At 70.9% G+C, this 22,540-nt stretch carries 20 protein-coding genes; 6 read left to right on the top strand and 14 right to left on the bottom strand.

Annotated features, from left to right (window positions below; all coding sequences use genetic code 11):
* Positions 1 to 35 precede the first annotated feature (35 nt).
* The 4 genes from whiA to uvrC are packed head-to-tail and all read right to left on the bottom strand — an operon-like array spanning position 36 to position 4,870.
* Complete coding sequence (gene whiA, locus H074_RS08715; RefSeq protein WP_005152315.1) at positions 36 to 1,025, bottom strand: DNA-binding protein WhiA; 990 nt, start codon at positions 1,023 to 1,025, stop codon at positions 36 to 38.
* A complete protein-coding gene (locus H074_RS08710) occupies positions 1,016 to 2,020 on the bottom strand; it encodes a gluconeogenesis factor YvcK family protein (RefSeq protein ID WP_051071904.1) in 1,005 nt (334 codons plus the stop codon). Before H074_RS08710 ends, whiA begins: the two co-directional genes overlap by 10 nt.
* Positions 2,007 to 2,864 carry an RNase adapter RapZ gene (gene rapZ / locus H074_RS08705; RefSeq protein ID WP_034311885.1) on the bottom strand — a complete coding sequence of 286 codons (858 nt, stop codon included), beginning with the start codon at positions 2,862 to 2,864 and terminating at the stop codon, positions 2,007 to 2,009. The genes H074_RS08710 and rapZ overlap by 14 nt, the downstream gene beginning before the upstream one ends.
* Before the next feature lie 50 nt (positions 2,865 to 2,914).
* The gene (gene uvrC / locus H074_RS08700; protein WP_007029657.1) at positions 2,915 to 4,870 is read right to left on the bottom strand and encodes an excinuclease ABC subunit UvrC; all 1,956 of its coding nucleotides are present in this window, start codon (positions 4,868 to 4,870) and stop codon (positions 2,915 to 2,917) included.
* Between the two features lie 250 nt (positions 4,871 to 5,120).
* Here uvrC and H074_RS08695 point away from each other — a divergent pair, with 250 nt between their 5' ends.
* Positions 5,121 to 5,858: a S1 family peptidase gene (locus tag H074_RS08695; protein WP_007029656.1), complete on the top strand. Its 738-nt coding sequence runs from the start codon at positions 5,121 to 5,123 to the stop codon at positions 5,856 to 5,858.
* A 96-nt stretch (positions 5,859 to 5,954) separates the two neighbouring features.
* On the top strand, positions 5,955 to 6,734 hold the full coding sequence (locus H074_RS08690; protein WP_007029655.1) for an exodeoxyribonuclease III: 780 nt from the start codon (positions 5,955 to 5,957) through the stop codon (positions 6,732 to 6,734).
* Positions 6,735 to 6,841: 107 nt separating this feature from the next.
* Here the strand turns inward: H074_RS08690 and H074_RS08685 are convergent, their stop codons facing one another.
* From H074_RS08685 to rpe, 5 genes are all read right to left on the bottom strand, one after another.
* Positions 6,842 to 7,285 (bottom strand): PH domain-containing protein, encoded by a 444-nt coding sequence (locus H074_RS08685; RefSeq protein ID WP_039921954.1) that lies wholly within the window; start codon positions 7,283 to 7,285, stop codon positions 6,842 to 6,844.
* 17 nt (positions 7,286 to 7,302) lie between these two features.
* Positions 7,303 to 7,809, bottom strand: coding sequence for a 6,7-dimethyl-8-ribityllumazine synthase (gene ribH, locus H074_RS08680; RefSeq protein WP_007029653.1), 507 nt, complete (start codon positions 7,807 to 7,809; stop codon positions 7,303 to 7,305).
* The gene (locus H074_RS08675; RefSeq protein ID WP_007029652.1) at positions 7,806 to 9,080 is read right to left on the bottom strand and encodes a bifunctional 3,4-dihydroxy-2-butanone-4-phosphate synthase/GTP cyclohydrolase II; all 1,275 of its coding nucleotides are present in this window, start codon (positions 9,078 to 9,080) and stop codon (positions 7,806 to 7,808) included. The genes ribH and H074_RS08675 overlap by 4 nt, the downstream gene beginning before the upstream one ends.
* A gap of 53 nt (positions 9,081 to 9,133) precedes the next feature.
* The gene (locus H074_RS08670) at positions 9,134 to 9,757 is read right to left on the bottom strand and encodes a riboflavin synthase (RefSeq protein WP_007029651.1); all 624 of its coding nucleotides are present in this window, start codon (positions 9,755 to 9,757) and stop codon (positions 9,134 to 9,136) included.
* Positions 9,758 to 9,869: 112 nt separating this feature from the next.
* Positions 9,870 to 10,538 carry a ribulose-phosphate 3-epimerase gene (gene rpe / locus H074_RS08665; RefSeq protein WP_007029650.1) on the bottom strand — a complete coding sequence of 223 codons (669 nt, stop codon included), beginning with the start codon at positions 10,536 to 10,538 and terminating at the stop codon, positions 9,870 to 9,872.
* A gap of 156 nt (positions 10,539 to 10,694) precedes the next feature.
* On the opposite strand from rpe, the gene H074_RS08660 reads away from it, so the two are divergent.
* From H074_RS08660 to H074_RS08650, 3 genes are all read left to right on the top strand, one after another.
* Entirely contained in the window at positions 10,695 to 11,930 is a 1,236-nt protein-coding gene (locus tag H074_RS08660) for a sensor histidine kinase (protein WP_007029649.1), read from the top strand.
* A complete protein-coding gene (locus H074_RS08655) occupies positions 11,927 to 12,586 on the top strand; it encodes a response regulator transcription factor (RefSeq protein ID WP_007029648.1) in 660 nt (219 codons plus the stop codon). Before H074_RS08660 ends, H074_RS08655 begins: the two co-directional genes overlap by 4 nt.
* 77 nt (positions 12,587 to 12,663) lie before the next feature.
* Complete coding sequence (locus tag H074_RS08650) at positions 12,664 to 13,788, top strand: serine hydrolase domain-containing protein (RefSeq protein ID WP_039921894.1); 1,125 nt, start codon at positions 12,664 to 12,666, stop codon at positions 13,786 to 13,788.
* On the opposite strand, the gene H074_RS08645 is transcribed toward H074_RS08650, so the two are convergent.
* The 4 genes from H074_RS08645 to ggt all read right to left on the bottom strand — a co-directional run bounded on the left by H074_RS08645 (position 13,785) and on the right by ggt (position 18,701).
* Entirely contained in the window at positions 13,785 to 14,291 is a 507-nt protein-coding gene (locus H074_RS08645) for a flavoprotein (protein ID WP_007029646.1), read from the bottom strand. The genes H074_RS08650 and H074_RS08645 overlap by 4 nt on opposite strands.
* A complete protein-coding gene (locus H074_RS08640; protein WP_007029645.1) occupies positions 14,288 to 15,724 on the bottom strand; it encodes an RsmB/NOP family class I SAM-dependent RNA methyltransferase in 1,437 nt (478 codons plus the stop codon). The genes H074_RS08645 and H074_RS08640 overlap by 4 nt, the downstream gene beginning before the upstream one ends.
* Positions 15,721 to 16,647, bottom strand: coding sequence for a methionyl-tRNA formyltransferase (fmt, locus tag H074_RS08635; protein WP_007029644.1), 927 nt, complete (start codon positions 16,645 to 16,647; stop codon positions 15,721 to 15,723). Before fmt ends, H074_RS08640 begins: the two co-directional genes overlap by 4 nt.
* Positions 16,648 to 16,886: 239 nt before the next feature.
* Entirely contained in the window at positions 16,887 to 18,701 is a 1,815-nt protein-coding gene (gene ggt / locus H074_RS08630; protein ID WP_007029643.1) for a gamma-glutamyltransferase, read from the bottom strand.
* A 97-nt stretch (positions 18,702 to 18,798) separates the two neighbouring features.
* On the opposite strand from ggt, the gene H074_RS08625 reads away from it, so the two are divergent.
* Positions 18,799 to 20,178, top strand: coding sequence for a pyroglutamyl-peptidase I (locus H074_RS08625; protein ID WP_007029642.1), 1,380 nt, complete (start codon positions 18,799 to 18,801; stop codon positions 20,176 to 20,178).
* A 73-nt stretch (positions 20,179 to 20,251) separates the two neighbouring features.
* Here the strand turns inward: H074_RS08625 and H074_RS08620 are convergent, their stop codons facing one another.
* Positions 20,252 to 22,348, bottom strand: coding sequence for a primosomal protein N' (locus tag H074_RS08620; protein WP_007029641.1), 2,097 nt, complete (start codon positions 22,346 to 22,348; stop codon positions 20,252 to 20,254).
* Between the last annotated feature and the right edge of the window lie 192 nt (positions 22,349 to 22,540).

Raw genomic sequence — 22,540 nt, 5'->3', positions numbered from 1 at the left:
GTTAGAACCGTCCTTACCACTCACGAGAGGTGACGTTACGCCTCGTCTTCTTCCAGCATGTCCGGCGTGACCGCGGATTCGGTGTCCGGAATGCCTTGTTCCTTCGCCTTCTTGTCGGCCATCGCCAGCAGGCGGCGGATCCGGCCCGCGACGGCGTCCTTGGTCATCTGCGGATCGGACAGCTGACCGAGTTCTTCGAGCGAGGCCTGCCGGTTCGACAGCCGCAGCTTGCCCGCGGCGAGCAGGTGCTCCGGGGCGGACTCGCCGAGGATGTCCAGCGCCCGCTCCACCCTGGCCGCCGCCGCGACGGCCGCGCGGGCCGAGCGCCGCAAGTTGGCGTCGTCGAAGTTCGCGAGCCGGTTCGCGGTGGCACGCACCTCGCGGCGCATCCGCCGCTCTTCCCAGGCGAGCACGCTCGTGTGCGCGCCGAGGCGGGTCAGCAAGGCGCCGATGGCATCACCGTCGCGCACCACGACCCTGTCCGCGCCGCGGACCTCCCGCGACTTGGCCTGTATCCCCATCCGCCGGGCGGCGCCGACGAGCGCCAGCGCGGCCTCGGGACCGGGGCAGGTGACCTCGAGTGACGACGAGCGGCCGGGTTCGGTGAGCGAACCGTGCGCCAGGAACGCGCCGCGCCAGGCGGCTTCCGCGTCGGCGACACCGCCGGACACGACGGCGGCGGGCAGTCCGCGCACCGGACGGCCGCGCTGGTCGATCAGGCCGGTCTGCCGGGCGAGTCCCTCACCGTCCTTGACCACCCGGACGACGTACCGCGTGCCCTTGCGCAAGCCGCTGGAGGAAATGACGTGGACGTCGGACTGGTGTCCGTACAGTTCGTGGATCTCCTTGCGCAGCCGCCTCGCCACCGAACCGGTGTCGAGTTCGGCCTCCACCACGACACGGCCGGCCACGATGTGCAACCCGCCCGCGAATCGCAGCATCGACGCGACCTCCGCGCGGCGCGGGCCGATCTTGGTGATCTCCAGCCGGCTCAGCTCGTCCTTCACGGCGGCGGTCATCGCCATCGCTGCCCCTCCATACCTTCAGCTTCTCCCCCGGTGAGACCGAGAGCGTCCCGCATGCAGCCCGCGAGCGCATCAGGATCATGCCGCCCCGTCACGACCGGGTCAGCCACCGCCCCCAGCAACGCCCGCGCGCCCAGTCTCCCGGCCGCGTCCCGCAAGCGGGCTGGTGAGGGCACCGAGTCACGGTCCGCGATGACCGCGTCCACCCGCAATTCCGGGGCGTGTTCGAAGAGTACGTCCAAATGCTTCTCCGGCGAGAATCCCGCCGTCTCCCCCGGTTGGGGGATCAGGTTGAGGATCACGACCTTCGTGGCGTCCGTTCGGAGCAACGCGTCGTGCAGATCCGGCACCAGCAGATGGGGCAGCACACTCGTGAACCACGACCCTGGACCGAGGAACACCACGTCCGCGCCGAGCACGGCCTCGATCGCCTCGGCGCACCCGCGCGGCGGCCGGTCGGCCTGTCCGGTCGGGTGCAGGCTGATCCGGTGCACCTGTCCCGGGGTCGTCGCCACCGCCACCTGACCGCGGATCCGCCGGACCGCCTCGGGGTTCTCGGCGTCCAGCCCCGAAACCTCGCCTTGGATTTCCAGCGGTTCGGGTGACATCGGCAGGACCCGGCCGGAGATGCCCATGAGCCTGCTCGCCTCGTCGAGCGCCGCGACCGGGTCGCCGAGCACCTCGAACAACCCGGCCAGCAACAGGTTCCCGACCGCGTGCCCGGCGAGGGCGCCGTCACCCCCGAAGCGGTGCTGGAACACCTCCGCCCACAGGGTCCCGCCGTCTTCGGCGGCGAACGCGGCGAAGGCCTGCCGCAGGTCGCCCGGCGGCAGCAGCCCGAGTTCCCGGCGCAGCCTGCCGGACGAGCCCCCGTCGTCCGCGACGGTGACCACGGCGGTGACCTGCGAGGTCACCCGGCGCAACGCGGTGAGGGTGGCGTGCAGGCCGTGCCCGCCGCCCAGTGCCACCGCGCGCGGTGCGCTACTCGCGGCCAAGGTCGCGGTGCACCACCTTCACGGCCATACCGTCCTCATTGGACAGACGCTGGGCGAGTTCCTCGGAAATGGCGACGCTGCGGTGCTTTCCGCCCGTGCAGCCGACGGCCAGCGTCAGATACCGCTTGCCCTCACGCTTGTAGCCCGCGCCGATCAGGCGCAGCAGCTGGTGGTAGCGGTCGAGGAACTCGTCCGCGCCTTCCTGGCTGAGCACGTAGTTGCGGACCTCGCCCTCGAGACCGGTGTGGTCGCGCAGTTCCGGGATCCAGAACGGGTTCGGCAGGAACCGGACGTCCATCACCAGGTCGGCGTCCATCGGCAGGCCGTACTTGTAGCCGAACGACAGCACGGTGACCCGGGTCTGCGTGCTCGCCTCGGAACCGAAGGCGTCCTCGATCTTGGCACGCAGGTCGTGCACCGAAAGCGACGACGTGTCGAGCACGAGGTCGGCCTCTTCCCGCAGCGGCTCCAGGAGCGTGCGCTCGGCGGTGATGCCGTCGGCGAGCCTGCCGTCACCCTGCATCGGGTGGCCGCGGCGGACGGCCTCGAACCGGCGCACCAGCACCGCGTCCGTGGCCTCCAGGAACAGGACGCGCGGCTTGTACCCGCGGGCGTCGAGGTCCTTGATGACCGACGCCAGGTCGTCGGTGAACGCGCGCGAGCGCACGTCCATCACCACGGCGACCTTGGTGATCGCGCCCCGCGCCTGCGCGCCGAGCTCGACCATGGTGGCGATCAGCTCGGGCGGCAGGTTGTCCACCACGAACCAGCCCAGGTCCTCCAGGCATTTCGCGGCGGTGCTGCGGCCCGCTCCGGACAGACCGGAAACGACCGCGACCTCCATCCCCGAACCGCGGCCTTCTTCTTGCGCACTCACGATGGTCCTTTCCCCGATCACGTACCGGACTCCCCCGTCCCCGCGGACTCCCCTGCGAGTGCCGCGACGACCGCTTCCGCGGTGCGCCTGCCGAAGCCGGGCACCGCCTCGATCTCCTCGATCCTTGCTTCGCGGAGTTTCCGCACCGAGCCGAAATGCTTGATCAGCGCGGTACGGCGAGCCTGCCCCAGTCCCGGCACACCGTCCAATGCGGACACCTGCATCCGCTTGGACCGCTTCTCCCGGTGATATCGGATGGCGAAGCGGTGTGCTTCGTCACGCAGCCGCTGCAGCAGGTACAGCGCGTCGGAGGTGCGCGGCAGGATCACCGGATCGGGGTCGCCCGGCAGCCACACCTCCTCCAGCCGCTTCGCCAGGCCGACCACGGCGATGTCGGTGACGCCCAGTTCGGACAGGACGTCCGCGGCGGCGGTTGCCTGCGGGCCCGCGCCGTCCACGACGAGCAGGTTCGGCGCGTACGCGAACTTGCGCGGTTTGCCGGTCTCCGGGTCTATCCCCGGCCGGTCCGGGTCGACCTCCACGCCCTCGGCGTTTTCCTTGAGATAACGGGAAAACCGGCGACGGACGACCTCGGCGATCGACGCGACGTCGCCTTCCTCCGCGGCCTCGCGCAAGGCGAAGCGCCGGTACTCGGACTTGCGCGGGATCCCGTCCTCGAACACCACGAGCGACGCGACCACGTCACTGCCCTGGATATGGCTGATGTCGACGCATTCGATGCGCAGCGGCGCGGTTTCCAGCGCCAGGTAATCCTGCAGTTCCGCCAGCGCGGCCGAACGCGCGGTGAGGTCACCGGCGCGGCGCAGTTTGTGCTGGGTGAACGCCTCGCCGGCGTTGCGTGTCACGGTCTCCGCGAGCGCGCGTTTGTCGCCGCGCTGCGGCACCCGCAGGCTCACCTTCGACCCGCGCAGCCCGGAAAGCCACTCGCCGAGCGCCTCCGCGTCGGCGGGCAGTTCGGGGACGAGGACCTCGCGCGGCACCGGCGGGCCGCCGTCGGGATCGTCCGTTCGTTCGGCCTGTTCGCCGTAGAACTGCGTGAGGAAATGGTCGACGAGGTCCTGGACGTCCATCTCCTCGGCCTTGTCGATCACCCACCCGCGCTGGCCGCGGACCCGGCCGCCACGCACGTGGAAGACCTGGACGGCGGCTTCGAGTTCGTCGTGGGCGAAGGCGACGACGTCCGCGTCGGTGCCGTCGCCGAGCACGACGGCCTGCTTCTCCATCGCGCGCCGCAGCGCGCCGAGGTCGTCGCGGAGCCGCGCGGCACGCTCGAACTCCAGCTCCTCGGACGCGGCCGCCATTTCCTGTTCCAGACGGCGGATCAGCGCGTCGGTGCGGCCGGCGAGAAAATCACAGAAGTCCTCGACGATCGCGCGGTGCTCGTCGGCGGAGACCTTGCCGACGCACGGCGCGGAACATTTGCCGATGTAGCCGAGCAGGCACGGCCTGCCGATCTGGCCGTGCCGTTTGAACACGCCCGCCGAGCAGGTGCGCGCCGGGAAGACCCGGAGCAGCAGGTCGAGCGTTTCGCGGATGGCCCACGCATGCGCGTACGGACCGAAATACCGCACGCCCTTCTTGCGCGCGCCGCGATAGACGTGCAGGCGCGGGAACTCCTCGTTCATCGTGACGGCGAGGACCGGGTAGCTCTTGTCGTCGCGGTAGCGGACGTTGAACCGCGGGTCGAACTCCTTGATCCAGTTGTACTCCAGCTGGAGCGCCTCGACCTCGGTGCTCACCACGGTCCACTCGACGCTCGCCGCCGTCGTCACCATCTGGCGCGTGCGCGGATGCAAGCCCGTGATGTCGGCGAAGTACGAGTTCAGCCTGCTGCGGAGGCTTTTCGCCTTGCCGACGTAGATGACCCTCTTCGTGCCATCGCGAAATTTGTACACGCCAGGGGCGTCCGGGATGCTCCCCGGCGAGGGACGGTAGGTGGTCGGGTCAGCCACAACACCAAGCCTATGGGGCACCACCGACAGTCTTACGAGGCCCCGTCCTTAGCCGTGGTCCGATCCACCTTTCGAGTGGCCATACCCACGATCCGGTCCGTATTCCACTACGTATACCGACCTAAGTCGGGTCTTCGACCGGAACCGACGTTCGTTGGTTCCTGGCGAGTGAATCCGGTGATTACTTTCCGTCCCAGTTCCACTTCATTCGGTTCTTCGTCCCCATGACGCTCGAAAGGACTCCTGCACCGTGAGCCGTCTTCGTACGCTGAGCGCCGCCACACTCGCCGCCGCAGCCCTCACCATGACCGCGGGCGCCGTCGCCTCCGCGGGCACCCCCACCGGTGTCCAGCCCAACATCGTGGGCGGCGGCACGGCCCCCACCGTGAGCTGGGGCGCCCAGGTCTACGTCAACACCCCGGGCCGTCAGTGGGACGGGTTCAACTGCTCCGGCAGCGTCATCGCCCAGCGCTGGGTCCTGACCGCCAAGCACTGCCTCGACTCCGACGGCACCGGCATGCGGGTCCGCGTCGGCAGCAACCAGCTCCAGGGCGGCCGTGAGATCGCCGTCGACCGCAAGGTGTCCTCGCCGGCCGGCTCCGACATCTCGCTGCTGCACCTGGCCTCGGACGCCGGCGTCACGCCGATCACCCTGGCGAGCTCGAACCCGTCGGTCGGCAGCACCAACCAGCTCTACGGCTGGGGCCGTGAAACCCCGACCGGCCCGCCCGCTTCGGCGCTGAAGGTGGCCAACGTCCGCGTCACCGGCAGCTCGACCGACGCCTACGGCGGCCCGGCCATCCAGAGCGTCGGCATCGACGGTTCGGCCTGGAAGGGCGACTCGGGCGGCCCCCAGGTCTCCAACGGCGTCCAGGTCGGTGTCGCTTCGACCGTGCAGAACCAGAGCGGCTCGAACATCCGCGGCACCAACAACTACGGCAGCGTCGCTTCGGCCCGCTCCTGGATCCGCTCGACCACCGGGGTCTGACCTCTACCCCGGCCGGGCCCCTGCCGCGACGTGACCCGTCGCGGCAGGGGCCCCTTTCGCGTCGTCGTGTCGGTGGGGTGTGGGACGCTCGCGGGCATGCGGATCGCGACCTGGAACGTGAACTCGATCGGGCCCCGGCTGCCGAGGGTGCTGGACTGGCTCGGCACGGTGCGGCCGGACGTGCTGTGCCTGCAGGAACTCAAGAGCGGCACCGACGCCTTCCCCGTCGACGCCGTGCGGGAACTGGGCTACGAGACGGCCGCCTACGGCATCGGGCGCTGGAACGGCGTCGCGATCCTGTCCCGCGTCGGCCTGGAAGACGTGACGCGCGGGCTGACCGGCGAGCCCACCTTCGAGGACAAGACCGACGCGCGGGCCATCGGTGCCACTTGCGGCGGGCTGCGGCTGTGGTCGGTGTACGTGCCGAACGGGCGTGACCTGGAGAACCCGCACTACACCTACAAACTCGCCTGGCTCTCGGCGCTGGAGGCGACCGTGCGGGAGGAGCAGGCGCGCGGACTGCCGTTCGCGGTGCTCGGCGACTTCAACATCGCGCCGACCGACGCGGACGTATGGGACATCGGCCTGTTCGCCGAGTCGACGCACGTGACCGAACCGGAGCGGAAGGCACTCGCCGCGCTCCGCGATCTCGGGCTGTCGGACGTGTTCCCCCGGCCGCTGAAGTACGACCACCCGTTCACGTACTGGGACTACCGGGCCGGGAACTTCCCGAACAACAAGGGAATGCGGATCGACCTCGTATACGCCGACGCGACGGTGGCCGGCGCGGTGACGGATTCCTACGTGGACCGTGAGGCCCGGAAGGGGAAGGGCCCCTCGGACCACGCGCCGATCGTGGTGGACCTGTCGCTTTGAGCGGCCCCTTGGCCGCAAGTCCGTGAAGGCCTCCTTGAGGGACTCTGGGTCCCTCAAGGAGGCCTTCACGGACTTGCGGCCAGCGTGCGAAAGGGCGCGAAAGGGCGTCAGCCTTCCCAGGCCGCCTTGTGCAACCGCCGTAGCGCCCGCACCGCGGCCACCGCGCGTTCCCGATCCACCGCCTGCACGGCCATGACCGAGTAGTACTCGTCGTCCGGCAGTTCCAGCCGGGCCCACGAGGCCCCGTCCGGGAAACTCACCGAGAGCACCTCGCTCCAAGCGAACTTCTTGGTCATCAGCACGTTCCGGACCTCGATGCCGTCGGCGTCGGCCTTCACGCGCGCGGTCGCGAACAGCATCGTGCCCGCTGCGAGCAGGATCCCGATGCCGATCATCGCCGCCTGGTCGGACGGCTGGAAGATCACCCCGGTGTCCGAGCCGCGCAGCAGCACCGCGACGACCACGAACGTAGCCAGCAGGATCACCGCCAGCACCGAGCACATCACCAGGGCACGGCGTGGCCGTACCACCACGACCTCGGACTCCGTCATCACATCCGCCTCGACGCTCACACGAAGCCCCGCTCGGTCCACGGCTGGCGCAGGTTCCGCAGCGCGTGCGCGGCGTCCAGCGCGGCGACCGTCGCTTCGTAGCCCTTGTCCTCGACGGAGCCGGGCAGCCCGGACCGGTCGAGGGCCTGCTGCTCGGTGTCGCAGGTGAGGACGCCGTTGCCGACCGGGGTGCTCTCGTCGAGCGCGACCCTGGTCAGGCCCGCGGTGACCGCGTCGCAGACGTACTCGAAGTGCGGCGTCCCGCCCCGGATGACCACGCCCAGCGCGACGACCGCGTCGTGTGTGCGGGCCAGCGCCTGCGCGGCGACGGGCAGTTCGACGGCGCCCGCGACACGCACGACCGTCGGCTCCTCCTCCAGGTCGGCCGCCTTGGCCGCCTCGAGGGCGCGTTCCAGCAGCGCGCCCGTGATCTTCGTGTGCCAGCGCGTGGCCACGATCCCGAGCCGGATGTTCTTACAGTCGGACAGGTCGAGTTCGACGTCCGGACGGCCTTCGCCGCTCACCGCGTGCCACCTCCGTTGCCCTGGTCGACCTCGGCGCCGACCTGGTCGAAATGCTCCAGCTGGGACAGGTCGTGCCCCATCCGGTCCCGTTTGGTCTTGAGGTAGCGCAGGTTCTCCGGGTTCGGCGAGATCGGCAGCCCGACCCGACCGGTGACCCGCAGGCCGTAGCCCTCCAGCCCGACGCGCTTGGCCGGGTTGTTCGTCAGCAGCCGCATCGAGCGGATGCCGAGGTCGCACAGGATCTGCGCGCCGGTGCCGTAGTCCCGCGCGTCGGCGGGGACGCCGAGCTGCAGGTTCGCGTCGACGGTGTCCGCGCCGGCGTCCTGCAGCTGGTAGGCCTGCAGTTTGTGCAGCAGCCCGATGCCGCGGCCCTCGTGACCGCGGATGTAGAGCACGACACCGCGGCCTTCCTTGGCCACCGCTTCCAACGCGGCCTCCAGTTGCGGGCCGCAGTCGCAGCGCAGCGAGCCGAAGACGTCGCCGGTGAGGCATTCGGAGTGCACGCGGACCAGGATGTCCTCGCCGTCGGCGATCTCGCCGTAGACGAACGCGATGTGCTCGATGCCGTCGAGCAGGCTGTCGTAGCCGACCGCCCGGAACGTGCCCGCGGCCAGCGGGATACGCGCCTCGGCGACCCGCTCGACCTGTTTCTCGGTGCGCCGCCGGTACGCGATCAGGTCGGCGATGGTGATCATCTTGAGGTCGTGGTCCGCGGCGAAGACCTCGAGTTCGTCGCGGCGGGCCATGTCGCCCTCGTCTTTCTGCGACACGATCTCGCAGAGCACTCCGGACGGCGAGAGCCCGGCGAGCCGGGACAGGTCGACAGCGGCTTCGGTGTGCCCCGGGCGCCGCAGGACGCCGCCCTGCTTGGCGCGCAGCGGGACCACGTGGCCGGGCCGCCGGAAGTCCGACGCCTTGGACGCCGGGTCGGCGAGCAGCCGGACGGTGTGCGACCGGTCGGCCGCCGAGATACCGGTGGTGATGCCCTCGGCGGCGTCGACCGTCACGCTGTACGCGGTGCCGCGCTGGTCCTGGTTCGTGTGGTACATCGGCGGCAGGTCGAGCCGGTCCGCCTCGGCCTCGGTCAGCGCCACGCAGACGTAACCCGAGGTGTAGCGCACCATGAAGGCCATCAGTTCCGGCGTGGCCTTCTCCGCCGCGAAGATCAGGTCGCCCTCGTTCTCGCGGTCCTCGTCGTCCACCACGACGACCGGACGGCCCGCCTTGATGTCGGCGATGGCCGCCTCGATGGCATCGGCGTTCACGGCCACCCCGCCTCCACAGGGGGTCAGGTCGGCCGACCCCGGAATCGCACTCGTCTCGCTCACGCCCGCTCCTCCGTGCCGCCATTGTCACCCTGCGCGCGCAGGTGCGGCATGGCGAGCTTCTCGACGTACTTGGCGACCACGTCCACCTCGAGGTTCACCAGGTCACCCGGGGTGTTCCGGCCGAGGGTGGTCAGTTCGAGGGTGGTCGGGATCAGGGCGACGGAGAACTCCTCGTCGGTCACCGAAGCGACCGTGAGGGAGACGCCGTCGACCGCGATCGACCCCTTCTCGACCACGTACCGGGACAGCTTCTTCGGCAACGCGAAGGTGGTGAGTCCCTGCTCGTCGCGCTTGAGGAAGACGCCGGTGCCGTCGACATGGCCCTGCATGATGTGCCCGCCGAGCCTGCCACCCGCCGGCGTCGCGCGTTCGAGGTTCACGACGTCGCCGACGTGCACCTTCGCGAGGCTGGAGCGCTGCAGGGTTTCGTGCACGACATCGACGGTAAACTCACCGCCCGCCACCGCGACCACGGTGAGGCACACGCCACTCACCGCGATGGAGTCGCCGTGCCCGGCGTCGCTGGTCACCAGCGGCCCCCGCACGGTCAGTCTCGCGGCGTTCGGGACCTGCTCGACCGCGGTGACCTCGCCGAGTTCCTCGACAATGCCGGTGAACACTCCTGCTGCCCTCCTCCTGGCTCGCACCGTCGCTGGAAACGGCGCTCCCCTCATCCAACACCCATCGGGGCCGATTCCTTCTCCTGACCCGACGGCGGATCACGAGGCGGGATCAGCCGCGGACGCGGGCCGCCTGCTCGCGCAACGCCGCGACAGCCTTACCAGGGTCTTCGGCGCCGTAGACGGCGGAACCGGCGACGAAGCAGTCCACACCGGCTTCGGCGGCCTGCTCGATGGTGTCGGCGTTGATCCCGCCGTCGATCTCGACGACGAGCTTGAGGTGGCCGGTGTCGACCAGGCGCCGCGCGGTGCGGACCTTGTCGAGGACGCCCTCGATGAACGACTGGCCGCCGAAACCGGGCTCGACCGACATCACCAGCAGCGTGTCGTAGTGCTTGAGTGTCTCGAGATGGTCCTCGATCGGCGTGTTCGGCTTGATCGACAGACCGGCCTTCGCCCCGGCCGCGCGCAGGTTCTTCGCCAGCGCGATCGGGTCGTGCGCGGCCTCGACGTGCACGGTGACGTTGTAGGCACCCGCCTCGGCGTAGCCGATGGCCCATTTGTCGGGGTTCTCGATCATCAGGTGGCAGTCGATCGGCACGTCGGTGGCCTTGAGCAGCGACTGCACCACGGGCAGGCCCAGGGTCAGGTTCGGCACGAAGTGCGCGTCCATGACGTCGACGTGGACCCAGTCCGCGCGGGTGTCCCCCTCCCCCGCGACGGCGCGGATCTCGTCGCCGAGCCGGGCGAAGTCCGCGGAGAGGATGCTGGGTGCGATCAAAGGTCGGTGAGCCACGCGCCCGAGTGTAGGAGGGCGCCGCTAACGCCCGCTAACCGGCTGTGACCGGCCCCGGCGGGAGCCCCCGGTCTGGAGTATGACGCGAAATGGCACCGCAGTGGGAGGTGCGCGCACGCGCCGCCGAATAGCGTTCCCCTCATGGTCAACCCACTCAAGCCCCTGATCCGGATCGGCAGCTACCGCAGCGTCCCGTTCGGACTCCTCGGCATGGCGATCACCGCGATCCCGTTCCCGATCGCGCTCATCCCCGCCGTCCTCATCCCGGGCGATGTGAGGGCGAAGATGGCCTACGGCGTGCTCGCCATGGGCGTACTGGTCGCGCTGGCCGGCTTGCCCGGACCGATGCGGCGGGTCGGTATCTGGTTCTCCAACCAGATGATGGGCACCCGGATCGCGCAGCCCCCGCCGGACACGAAGGTCGCCTGGCCCGAGCGCTGGCGCTCGGCTGCCTGGCTGGTCGTGCACACCGGACTCGGCTGGGTGCTGTTCGGCCTCGGCTGCTTCCTGTTCCTCGGCTTCGTCCTGACCCTGGTGTGGGCGACGGGAGGCGGCAGTCCCATCGCGATCTTCGGTGAGCAGGTGACGATCGAGCCCGGGGCCGCCGGAGCGTGGACGCTGCCTATCGGGTTCTTCACGCTCGTGGTGATCGCGTACGTCCTCGCCGGTTTCACCAAGCTCTTCCAGTACAGCGCGGTCGCGCTGCTCGGGCCGTCGGCCGCCGAACGCGTCGCCGCGGCCGAGGTCCGGGCGAACCACTTCGAGCAGCGCAACCGGCTGGCCCGCGAGCTGCACGACTCCATCGGCCACACGCTGACGACGTCGACCATCCAGGCCGCCGCTGCCGCCGAACTGGTCGATTCCGAACCTCAGCTGGTGCGCCAGGCGCTGGGCACCATCGAGGAGTCCTCCCGGGTGGCGCTCGAAGACCTCGACCACGTACTCGGCCTGCTGCGGGACGACCGGTCCTCCCGTGAGCCCGAACGACGGCTCATCGAGGCCGGGACGCTGGCCGAACGAGCCCGCGCGGGTGGCGCGGTGATCGACTACGAGCTGACCGGGCCCGCCGCGGAACTGCCCGCCACCGTTTCGCGGGAGGCGTACCGGATCGTCCAAGAAGGACTGACGAACGCGCTTCGGCACGCCCATCCCGGCCCGGTGACCGTGCGGGTCGCGGTGCTCGCCGACGCGCTGCGGATAGAGATCGTGAACCCGCTCGTGGAGCACGCGGTCGCTTCCGGCCGCGGCGGCAACGGACTACCGGGGCTCACCGAACGCGTCGAAGCACTGCGCGGCGAGCTCGTCGCGGGGCCGGCCATCGACGGGGAACCGCTGTGGCGGCTGGTGACCACGATCCCGCTACGGTCGCGCTCATGACACTGCGCGTCCTGATCGTCGACGACGAACCCTTGCTGCGCGCCGGATTGCGCTCGCTGCTGGACAACCAGCCCGATCTGTCCGTGGTGGGCGAGGCAGGCGACGGCGGCGAGGTGGTCGACCTGGCGCGGCGGACGCGCCCCGAAGTGGTCCTGATGGACGTGCGTATGCCCGGCGTGGACGGGATCGAGGCGACCCGGCGGGTACTGGCCGAAATCCCCGACCCGCCGAAGGTCCTCGTGATCACGACGTTCGACAACGACGACTACGTCTACGACGCGCTGCTGGCCGGGGCGAGCGGGTTCCTGTTGAAGCGGGCGCGCAAGGAGGAGTTCGCGCACGCCATCCGGACGATCGCCGCCGGGGAGACACTGCTGTTCCCCGACGCGATCCGACGGATGGTCACCGCGCGTCCGGCGCCGTCCGGCCTCGCTCCCCGGCCGTCCTCGCTGACGAAACGGGAGACCGAGGTACTGCGGCTCATCGCCACCGGGAAGTCCAATGTGGACATAGCGGCCGAGCTGGTCATCAGTCTCGAAACCGTCAAGACCCATGTGGGCAACATCTTCGGGAAACTGGGCGCGGCCAACCGCAGCCAAGCGGTGGTGTTCGCCTACGAGACCGGCATCGTCGCACCGGGGCACAGCCTGCGCTGACATGGTGGGGCTGACCCCCGTACGACAAGGGGGCCCGCCCCATGTCCTCCCAGGCACGGCGTCCTTAGTTTTGCTTCATGCGAAAATCCTTGCCAGGCAAGAAGATCATCGCCGTCGGTTCACTGGTCGCGCTGCTCGCCGCGACGACCGCCACCCCGGCGCTCGCCGTGACCGGACCCCATCACGACGTCGACAAAGCGTTGAAGACCTTGGTACAGGACGGAGTCCCCGGCGCGCAGGCGACGGTGACGACCACGTCCGGCCGGACCTGGTCGGAGCGCGAAGGCGTCGGGAACATCGAGGACCGGACACCGTTCCCGCGCGGCGCGAAGTTCCGGGCGGCCAGTGTCACCAAACCCTTCGTCGCCGTCGTGGTCCTGCAGCTGGTCGCCGAAGGAAAGGTCCGGCTGGACACCCCGATCGACCGGTACCTGCCGGGTCTCGTGGCCGGGAACGGCAACGACGGCTCCAAGATCACCGTGCGGCAGCTGCTGCAGCACACCAGCGGGCTCTACGACTATGTCCGCGATCTCGACGTCGACGCCTGGCGTCATCGTGGCGCCGAACCCGAAGAGCTGGTGACGATCGGCCTCGAGCATCCACCGTTGTTCGCTCCCGGCACGAGCTGGTCGTACTCCAACACGAACTACGTCGTCGCCGGAATGCTGATCGAGAAGCTGACCGGCCGTTCCGTCGCCACCGAGATCCGGAGCAGGATCGCCGAACCGCTCGGCCTGCGCGACACCTACCTCCCGCTGCGCGGCGACGAAAGCCTGCCGTCACCGCACCCGCGGGGATACACGCCGCGCGCGACCGGGCTCGCCGACTTCACCGACTTCGATCCGTCGGCCGCCGGAGCCTCGGGCGGGCTCGTTTCGACCGGTGAGGACCTCGACCGCTTCTTCGGCGCGCTCGTGGACGGCCGTCTCCTTCCGCGCCCGCAGCTGACCGAGATGCAGCGGACCGTTCCGGCGCCCGTCGGCATCCCCGGCGCGGAGTACGGACTCGGCATCGCGTCCGTGCCCCTGTCGTGCGGCGGCCGGTTCTGGGGGCACGGCGGGAACATCATTGGCTTCGCGAACCTGTCGGGCGCCGTCCCGCACGGTAAGCGCGTGAACGTCGTGGTGAACCAGGATCCCTTGCCGGATACGGCTTCGGACGACCTCGCCAAGGCGCTGGACACGGGGTTCTGCGCCCGCTAAGGCACCGGGAGCAGGTCCAGCACCGACGTCCAGGGCGACTCCGGGGTGAGCCTCGCGGTGGTGACCCCGGCGGAAGCGAGCGTGTCGAGATGGCGCTGCCAGGCCGGATGGTGCACCCGCGTGTCCTGGATCTGGTAGCCCAGCACGATCGTGATGCCCGGGGTGCCGAGGACGTCACCGAGCAGGGTCAGCGCCTGGTTGTCGGCGATGCCCAGCGCCAGTTTCGCCACGGAGTTCGCGGACGCGGGCGCGAACAGGAACACCTCGGGATCCGGATGCGGCCGGGGTTCGCCCGGCAGCCGGGCGGTACCGCGGACCGGCAGCTCGGTGCACTTTTGCAGGTCACCGAGCCCGCCGGTCTCCGACAGCCAGCGGGCCGCGGTGGGGGTCAGCGTGATCGCGAGCTCCCAGCCGCGGTCCGCGGCCGGTTTCGCGAGCTGCGCGGCGAACCGGGTGTCCAGTCCGCCGCACGAGCTCGCGACCAGGCCGAGGACCCTGCTCACCCGGCGGCGTCCGGCTTCCGCAGGACGGCGCAGAACATCGCGTCCGTGCCGTGGCGATGCGGCCACAACTGGACGTACGGGCCGTTGCCGAGCTGCGGGACACCCGGGAAGAACTCCCGCGTGTCGACGATCTGGGCACCGGCGCGGCGCGCGGTCTCCCCCACGACGCCTTCGGTCTCGGCCAGATGCGGCGAGCAGACGACGTAGGTGACGACGCCGCCGGGCCGGACCAGGTCCAGGGCCGCGGTGATCAGCTGACCCTGCAGTTTCGTCAGGTCCGAGATGTCACTGGGCTGGCGGCGCCAGCGTGCCTCCGGGCGGCGCCGCAGCGAGCCGAGACCGCTGCACGGCGCGTCGACCAGGACACGGTCGTAGCCCGGTTCGAGACCGGTCTCGCGGCCGTCGGCGACGTGAATGGTCACCGGAAGCCCCTGGACGGCGTTCTCGATCAGCTTCGCGCGGTGCGGCGCCTTCTCGACCGCGTCGACGGTCGCCCCGCTGATCGACGCCAGCGCGCCGAGCAGCGCGGCCTTGCCACCCGGACCGGCGCACAGGTCCAGCCAGCGCTCGTCGGAGCCGGTGAGCGGGACCTTCGTGACGGCGACGGCGCACAGCTGGCTGCCCTCGTCCTGCACCGCGGCCAGCTTTTCCTTGATCGGCTCGATGTCGCCGGGGTCACCGGAGCCCGCGGGCAACCGGACACCGTAGGGCGAGTACGGGGCGACGTCGCCGCCGGTGATGGCGGCGAGCTCGTCGGCGCTGATCTCGCCGGGCCGGGCGACCAGGTGGACGTCGGGGCGGTCGTCGTCGGCCTCCAGGGCCGCCTTCAGCTCGGCTCCCTTGTCCCCCAAGGCTTCCGCGAACGACCTCGCGACCCAGCGCGGATGCGCCGTCCGGAGGGCGTAGGCCCCGATCGGGTCGGCGGCCTCGTCCGGGGCCAGTTCGTTCAGCCAGGTCTCTTCGTCCTTTTCGGACACCGAACGCAACACGGCGTTCACGAAACCCGCGATCCAGGAACCGACTTCGGCGCGGACGAGGTCCACAGTGGACCCGACGGCGGCGTGCTGGGGGATGCGGGTGCGCAGCAGCTGGTACGCGCCGAGCCGCAGCCCGTCCAACACGATGGCGTCCACTTTGGCCAGTGGCCGGTCGAGGCAGGCCTCGATGACGGCGTCCAGCATGCCGACCGCGCGGCAGGTGCCGTAGGTCAGTTCGGTGGCCAGCGCCGCGTCACGACCGGAGATCCGGCGAGTGCGCAGCAGTTGCGGCAGCACCAAGTTCGCGTACGCGTCCTCTTCCCGGACCGCGCGCAGGACGTCGAAGGCGACCTGCCGGGCCGGGTCGATCTGCGGCGGGCGGCTGGGCCCTTCCTTGCGCGGGCCCGGACGGCCTCGCTCCGGCCTCGACGGCCGGCGTTCCCTACGCTCGTTCACTGCAGGCGCTCTCCTTGTCCGATCCTCGTACCGCGCGCCCAGTCGGTGGCCGCCATCCGCTTCTTCCCCTGCGCCTGCACCTCGCCCAGCCGCACCGGCTTCGACGCCGTGCCGACCAGGACCCGCTTGCGTTCCACGACCAGTTCTCCCGGCGGGGGCCCCGGCTCGTCGACGACCGTCACCGGGCCGAGTTTCAGCCGTTCACCCCGGAACTCCGCCCACGCGCCCGGCTCCGGCGTGACCGCGCGGATCTGCCGGTCGACCGCGGCGGCCGGGTCGGCGAACGAAACGCGCGCGTCCTCGACGGTCACCTTGGGCGCGTAGCTCACGCCGTCCCCGGTCTGCGCGACCGCGCGCAGCGTGCCGTCGGCGATTCCGTCCATCGTGGACACGAGCAGCTTGGCCCCGGACTCCGCGAGCCTGGCCAAGGTTTCACCCGCGGTGTCGGTACCGGCGATCTGCTCGGTGACCACGCCGTAGACCGGGCCCGCGTCGAGTTCCTTGACGATGCGGAACGTGGTGGCGCCGGTGATCTCGTCCCCGGCGCGGATCGCGGCCTGGACCGGCGCGGCGCCGCGCCACGCGGGCAGCAGCGAGAAGTGCAGGTTGACCCAGCCGTGCACCGGGATGTCCAGCGCGGCCTGGGGCAGCAGCGCCCCGTACGCGACCACCGGGCACGCGTCGGGCGAGATCTCCGCGAGCCGGGCGAGGAACGCGGGGTCGCTCGCCTTCGGCGGGGTCAGCACCTCGATCCCGTGCTCGTCGGCCAGCGCGCCGATCGGGGACCGGACGACACGGCGGCCGCGGCCCGCCTGGGCGTCCGGGCGGGTCACGACGGCGACGACCTCGTGCTGTTCGGACGCGAGGAGCGCGCGCAGCGACGGGACGGCGGGTTCGGGGGTGCCGGCGAAGACGAGGCGCATCAACGCACCTCCGCCGGGGGGACGGGTACCTCTGACTGGGCGAACATCGCTCTGAAGTCTATGTCGCGCGCTGACGGAAACATTCCGCAGGGCGCGGCACCGCTGTCACGTGGGTGCAGTGGGCGCCCCGCAAAATGTCGCCGTGGCCTTCGGCCGACAGAGGCGCACGACGGTGAAGTCTCCTGTCGCGCTGACGCGCTCCCAGGAGACGTACTGCCGGTCACCTGTGGGGTCGGTCCCTACCGGGGCGGTGGCCAGGGCAGGACCACGGCGGCCGAGCCGCCACCTCGGCGCGTGGGTTCGGCCGCGGCGAGCCACCGGCCGTCCCGCAACCGTTCGACGCCGGTCGCGGCCCCGATCTCCGCGGGCGCCGTCGAGAAGCCCTGGCCCTTGGCCTTCAGCGCCGCGAGCACCTCGGTCTGATCCAGAAAAGCCTGCTCCACCTGCGCGGCCGCCGAGTTCCGCTGCGAGGCGCGCGGTTCGGCGATCGCGTCGACCAGCTTCAGCCCGCGGTCGATGCGGCCGGTGAGGATCTGCAGCACCGTGGTGATGATCGACGCGCCACCGGGCGAGCCGACCGCCAGGAACGGCTTGCCGTGGTCGAGCACGATGGTCGGCGCCATCGACGAACGCGGCCGCTTGGCCGGGCCCGGCAGGTTCGGGTCGGGCACGCCAGGAGTCACCGGCGTGAAGGAGAAGTCGGTCAGTTCGTTGTTGAGCAGGAACCCGCGGCCCGGCACGACGATGCCGCTCCCGCCCTCCTGCTCGATGGTCAGGGTGTAGGCGACGACGTTGCCCCATCGGTCGGCGACCGTGAGGTGCGTGGTGTTCTCGCCCTCGTACGGCGTCGGCGCGGCGTTCGTCCCGGCCACGCACGGAGTGTGCGCGCGCGGGTCGGCGGGCGCGACCGGGCTCGTCCCGGCTTTCGCGGGGTCGATCAGGCACGCGCGGCCGTCGGCGAACTTCTGGCTGATCAGTTCCTTCGCCGGTACGTCGACGAAGGCCGGGTCGCCGATCCACCGGTTGCGGTCGGCGAAGGCGTACCGGGTCGACTCCAGGAAGTAGTGCAGGTAGTCGGCTTCATCCAGCGTGGCGGGCTTCGTGTTCTCGAGGATGTTCAGCGCCTCGCCGACGGTCAGCCCGCCGGACGACGGCGCGGGCATGCCATAGACGTCGAGACCGCGGTACCGCGTCTTGGTCGGTTTCCGCTCGACGACGCGGTACCCGGCGAGGTCGGCCGCCGTCATGTCGCCGGGGCGCACTTTCAGCGTCGACGCGGGGTCGACCGGCGGCTTCCGCACGGTGTCGACGACAGCCGCGCCGATCGGGCCTCGGTAGAGCACGTCGGTGCCCTTCGCGGCGAGCTGCGCGTACGTGTCCGCGAGGTCCGGGTTCTTGAACGTCGTGCCGACCGCGGGCGGCGCGCCGCCGGGCAGGTACAACGACCTCGTCGACGGGAACGCCGCGAAACGGGCGGCGTTGTTCGAGATCTGGGTGTTGAAGGTCTGATCGACGGTGAAACCCTTGCGGGCGAGGTCTTCGGCGGGCTTGACCGCCTTCGCCAGCGACTTGGTCCCCCACCTCCGCAGGGCTTCCTGCCACGTGGCGGGTGTGCCGGGCACGCCGACGCTCAATCCGCTGGTGACGGCCTCCGCGAACGGGATCGCTTTGCCGTTCTCGACGAAGAGGTTCTCGTTCGCCGTCGACGGCGCGGTCTCGCGGCCGTCGAGGGTGTGCACCTTGCCGGTGCGAGCGTCGTGGTAGACGAAGAAGCCGCCACCGCCGAACCCGGCGGAAAACGGGTCGGTGACGCCCAGCGCGGCTGCTGTCGCGACGGCGGCGTCGACGGCGTTGCCGCCCTCGCGCAGGATCTTCGTGCCGATCGCGGTCGCGTCCGCGTCGATGCTCGACACCGCGCCCAGATAGCCGACGGCGGTCGGGGACTTGGGGGTCGGTGGTGCCGCCGCCGCGGTTCCCGGCGCGGCGCTGCCGACCAGGGCGGCGATCGCGGTGACTGCGGTGATGCGTCCCAGAGTGCTTCTGTGCGCGGCCATGGCGCGAGTCTGCCTCGCCTGTCCACCCTGGACAAGACCCGTTCAGACCTGCGTTCGTCGGTGGTGCGGCCCTGCCGGGATGAGAAGAATGCGGGCCATGAAGATTCCCGGCACGCGGTGGGGCGCATTCCTCCCGTTGCTCATCGCTCTCCCCGTTTTCGCGGTCCCCGGCGTCGCACAGGCCGAAGGCGCGCGTGCCTGCTTCGACGACTTCGCCGCGATCACCGTCGAAGAGAAGCGGCTCACCGCGACCATGCCTTCCGGTGGTCCGGCGGTCGGCCCGGAACTCGTCCGGCTCGCCGGATTCGACAAGCTCGTCTCCGACTTCAAGACGCGCCTCTGCGCGACGAAGACCGCCTTGCGCGCCGAGAAGCTCGCCGAGACCGCCGGTGACGGGCTCTGGCGCACCGCGGTCGACCGCGCGCAGGGCCGCCGTCCCGATCTCGGCAGCATCGACAAGGCGGACGACCGGCCGCTCTACTGGGCACGTCTGGAGATGAGCAAGGCGCTGCGGCAGTGGACGCCGCGCTTCCCGCTGTCCGCACCGGCCCGGGCGGAACTGCTGAAGGCGTTCGACTTCGGCGCGCGCGGACTCGGCGACTCCCGCTTCCCGCCCGGCCCGAAACCGCGCCGGGTGCTGGTGAGCGGGTTCGACCCGTTCACCCTCAACGGCGCCGGCGTCCGCATCGCGAATCCGTCGGGCGCGGCCGCGCTGCACCTGGACGGCAAGGTGATCCAGACGCCGACCGGGCCCGCGCTGGTGCAGGCCGTGTCGTTCCCGGTGGTGTGGAGCTACTTCGACGCCGGCATCGTCGAGGCGGCCTACGGCCAGGCGTTCGAGGACCGCTTCCGCCGTCCGGAGCTGATCATGACGATCAGCCAGGGCCGTCCCGGCCGGTTCGACATCGAGCGATGGGCCGGTGCCTGGCGCGGTGGTTCGCCGGACAACCTCGACGAGCCCGTTCGCGGTCCGGTCCCACCCGCCGGCGGCTGGCCGCAGCCGGACGTCCAGTTCATCGAAACCACGCTGCCGTACGAAAAGATGCTCGCCGCACCCGCCGGGGCTTACCAGGTGCGGTACAACCAGGCGTTCTGCGTCTGGCCCGACAGCACGAAGCCGGGGACCGGGACCGCGGTGTGCCGGACGGACGCGCCGAAGCCCGGTGAGGTCGCCGCTTCCGGTGGCGGCGGCAACTATCTCAGCAACGAGTCCATGTATCGCAGCAACCGGCTGCGGACGGGGCTCGGCTTGAGCGGGATCGCGGGCGGGCACCTGCACACGCCCGTGCTCGGCACGCCCGCTGATCCTTCGGCGCTGACCGATGCGGACTTCGAGGCGCGGCGGGCGGCGATCTCTTCGCAGATCGTCACGCTGCTCACCGCCGCCCTGGGCGGCTCCGCCTCGAAGGCGGCTACGCCCGCTCCGGGTGCTTCGGCTCGCGCCGACGTCCTCGCCATCCCCGGCACGACGCTCTGACCCCAGGCAATTCGGCACCTGGTTGCGCTGGTTGCACACGCAAGGATCGCAACCAGGTGCCGAATTGCGAGGGCTAGATGAGTTCCAGGGGGTCCAGCTGGATCCGGATGGGTTCGGAGGCCTTGCGCGCGTCCCGGCGCGCGGCCGCGGCGTGGACGGCGGCGGCGAGCGCCTTCCCGTCCGGGCGCGCGACGCGCACCAGTGCCCGTTCGCGTTCGGCGTTGCCGTCCTCGTCGACGTCCCCGAGCGGCACCGGGCCCAGCACTTCGCCGGTCTCCGGGAGGGCGAGGTCGTCGAGCAGACCGGCGACCGCGTCCGGCGTGCCTTCGATGCTCGCCATCCGCATCGCGGGCGGGAAGCCGAGTTCGCGCCGCTCGGCCAGTTCCAGGCTCGCGTGCCAGCCCGGGTCCCAGCGCACCAGCGCTTGCACGACCGAAAGGCCCGCTTCCGCGCCGACGAACACGCGACCGCCTTCGGTCCCCGGCCGCACCAGGGCCGCGGCCGCCATCCAGCGACGGAGGGTTTCCTCGCCCGCGCGCAGGTCCTGCCGCCCGAGCAGCGCCCAGCCGTCGAGCAGCAGCGCCGCGCCGTAGCCGCCTTCCGCGACGGGCTCGGCTCCCGGCGTGCACACCACCAACGCCGGTTTTCCCGGCACTGAAGCCAAAACCTCCGTCGCGCCCGAGGTCCGTACGGGGAATCCGGAGAACGCGCGGCCCAATTCCTCCGCGGTCCGCTTCGAGCCGACCACGACCGCCCGCAACCGCACCGAACCGCAAGCGGTGCAATGGAAGTTCGTCTCGGGTACGCCGCACCACCGGCAGGCGGGTGGCCTCGGCGCGCCGTCGATCAGCCCGCCGGGCAAGGAAAGCGGGCCGGCGCAACGGCGGCAGTGCGCCGACGTCCGGCAGTTGCCGCAGGCGAGTCCCGGAACGTACCCGCGACGCGGAACCTGCACCAGGACAGGGAATCCGCCGGCCAGCGACTGCCGTGCCGCCTCGAAGGCGACCGACGGGAGCCGCGCGGCCTTGGCCGCTTCGTCCCGTGCGACGTCGAAGTCCTCGCCGACCGGGGTGACCCTTGGCGCGGCCGCCCGCAGTTCGGGGCGGGCCGCCACGAGCGGCTGCGCCCAGCCCGACTCCACCAGGAACTGCGCCTCGGCGGTCCGCGCGAAACCGGCGACGAGCATGGAGCCCTTCGCGGCGTGCGCGCGGTCCATCAGCACGTCGCGGACGTGCGGATACGGCGCGTGCTGGTCGAGGTGGACGTCGTCGCCGTCGTCCCACACCACGAACAGGCCGGGATCGGCGACCGGCGCGAACATCGCCGCGCGCGTGCCGACGACGACGCGCACCGCGCCGCGCAGCACCGCGAGCCAGCGGCGGTAGCGCTCGGCGGGGCCCAGCCCCGCGATCAGCGCGACCACGGAATCGTTACCCAGCAAGGAGACACAAGCGTCGTGCAACCGCGTCAGATCGCGGTGGTCGGGAACGACCATGACGACACCACGGCCCGCGGCGGCCGCGACGGCGGCCGCTTCGGCGAGGCGGCGCGGCCAGTCCTCACCCGGCAGCGCCTGCCAGACGGCGTTGGCCGGACGCCGTTCCGCGACGGCCTCCAGGAACGCCGGACCGCTCTGGTACTTCTCCCAGGCCGTGGTTTCGGGCGGCTCCGGCGTCGGCGCGGGCTCGGCGGGCGGTTCGCCCTCCACCTTCGCGTGCCGGGACGGGATCGCGAGCCGCAGGACGTCGCTGAGCGTGCCGCCGTAGCGGTCCGCGACGGACCGGCAGAGCGTGTGCAGCGCCGGAGGCAGCACGGGCTCGCTGGAAGTCACCCTGTCGATGTACGCGAGCTTCCCGGTGAACTCCGTGGTGTCGGCGCGTTCGACGAGGTACCCGTCGACGAGCTGGCCCGCGAACCGGACGCGCACCCGGCAGCCGGGCACGGCGGCCTCGTGCAGCTTCTCGGGGATCCGGTAGTCGAAGGTCCGGTCGAGATGCGTGAGCGGGATGTCCACGACGATCCGCGCGACCGGGTTTTCGGGCGCGGGGTTCTGCGCGCCGCGACGGCTGGCCGTTTTCGCGCGCGACGGTTTGGCCTTCCGCGCCGGCTCGGCCTTCGGCGGAGGCTCCGGGAGGTCCCACAGCGGGGTCGGTTCGGGACTGCTGCTCACCCGGTGATCTCTACCAGACTCCCCCGGCACCGCCCGTACCGCGTCGCCGGGGTGGCCGAATCCGGAACTCGCGTGCTCAGAGACGGATCTCGCGTGCTTGGAAGCCGCACACCTGAGTTCCGTCTCCAAGCACGCAAGTCACGCCCTGGGGCACATCAGGTCGGCGACGTAGTGAAGGCCTCCTTCCCCACC

The organism is Amycolatopsis decaplanina DSM 44594 (genome assembly GCF_000342005.1).
In the GTDB taxonomy this organism is placed as follows: domain Bacteria; phylum Actinomycetota; class Actinomycetes; order Mycobacteriales; family Pseudonocardiaceae; genus Amycolatopsis; species Amycolatopsis decaplanina.
The sequence above is the reverse complement of the archived record's forward strand: the minus strand, read 5'-3'. Positions and strand labels throughout refer to the sequence as shown.

Coding starts and splice junctions, on each gene's coding strand:
- whiA (WP_005152315.1), bottom strand. CDS start 1,025: ATGGCGATGACCGCCGCCGTGAAGGACGAGCTGAGCCGGCTGGAGATC.
- rapZ (WP_034311885.1), bottom strand. CDS start 2,864: ATGGAGGTCGCGGTCGTTTCCGGTCTGTCCGGAGCGGGCCGCAGCACC.
- H074_RS08690 (WP_007029655.1), top strand. CDS start 5,955: ATGCGGATCGCGACCTGGAACGTGAACTCGATCGGGCCCCGGCTGCCG.
- H074_RS08685 (WP_039921954.1), bottom strand. CDS start 7,285: ATGACGGAGTCCGAGGTCGTGGTGGTACGGCCACGCCGTGCCCTGGTG.
- H074_RS08660 (WP_007029649.1), top strand. CDS start 10,695: ATGGTCAACCCACTCAAGCCCCTGATCCGGATCGGCAGCTACCGCAGC.
- H074_RS08655 (WP_007029648.1), top strand. CDS start 11,927: ATGACACTGCGCGTCCTGATCGTCGACGACGAACCCTTGCTGCGCGCC.
- H074_RS08650 (WP_039921894.1), top strand. CDS start 12,664: ATGCGAAAATCCTTGCCAGGCAAGAAGATCATCGCCGTCGGTTCACTG.
- fmt (WP_007029644.1), bottom strand. CDS start 16,647: ATGCGCCTCGTCTTCGCCGGCACCCCCGAACCCGCCGTCCCGTCGCTG.
- ggt (WP_007029643.1), bottom strand. CDS start 18,701: ATGGCCGCGCACAGAAGCACTCTGGGACGCATCACCGCAGTCACCGCG.
- H074_RS08625 (WP_007029642.1), top strand. CDS start 18,799: ATGAAGATTCCCGGCACGCGGTGGGGCGCATTCCTCCCGTTGCTCATC.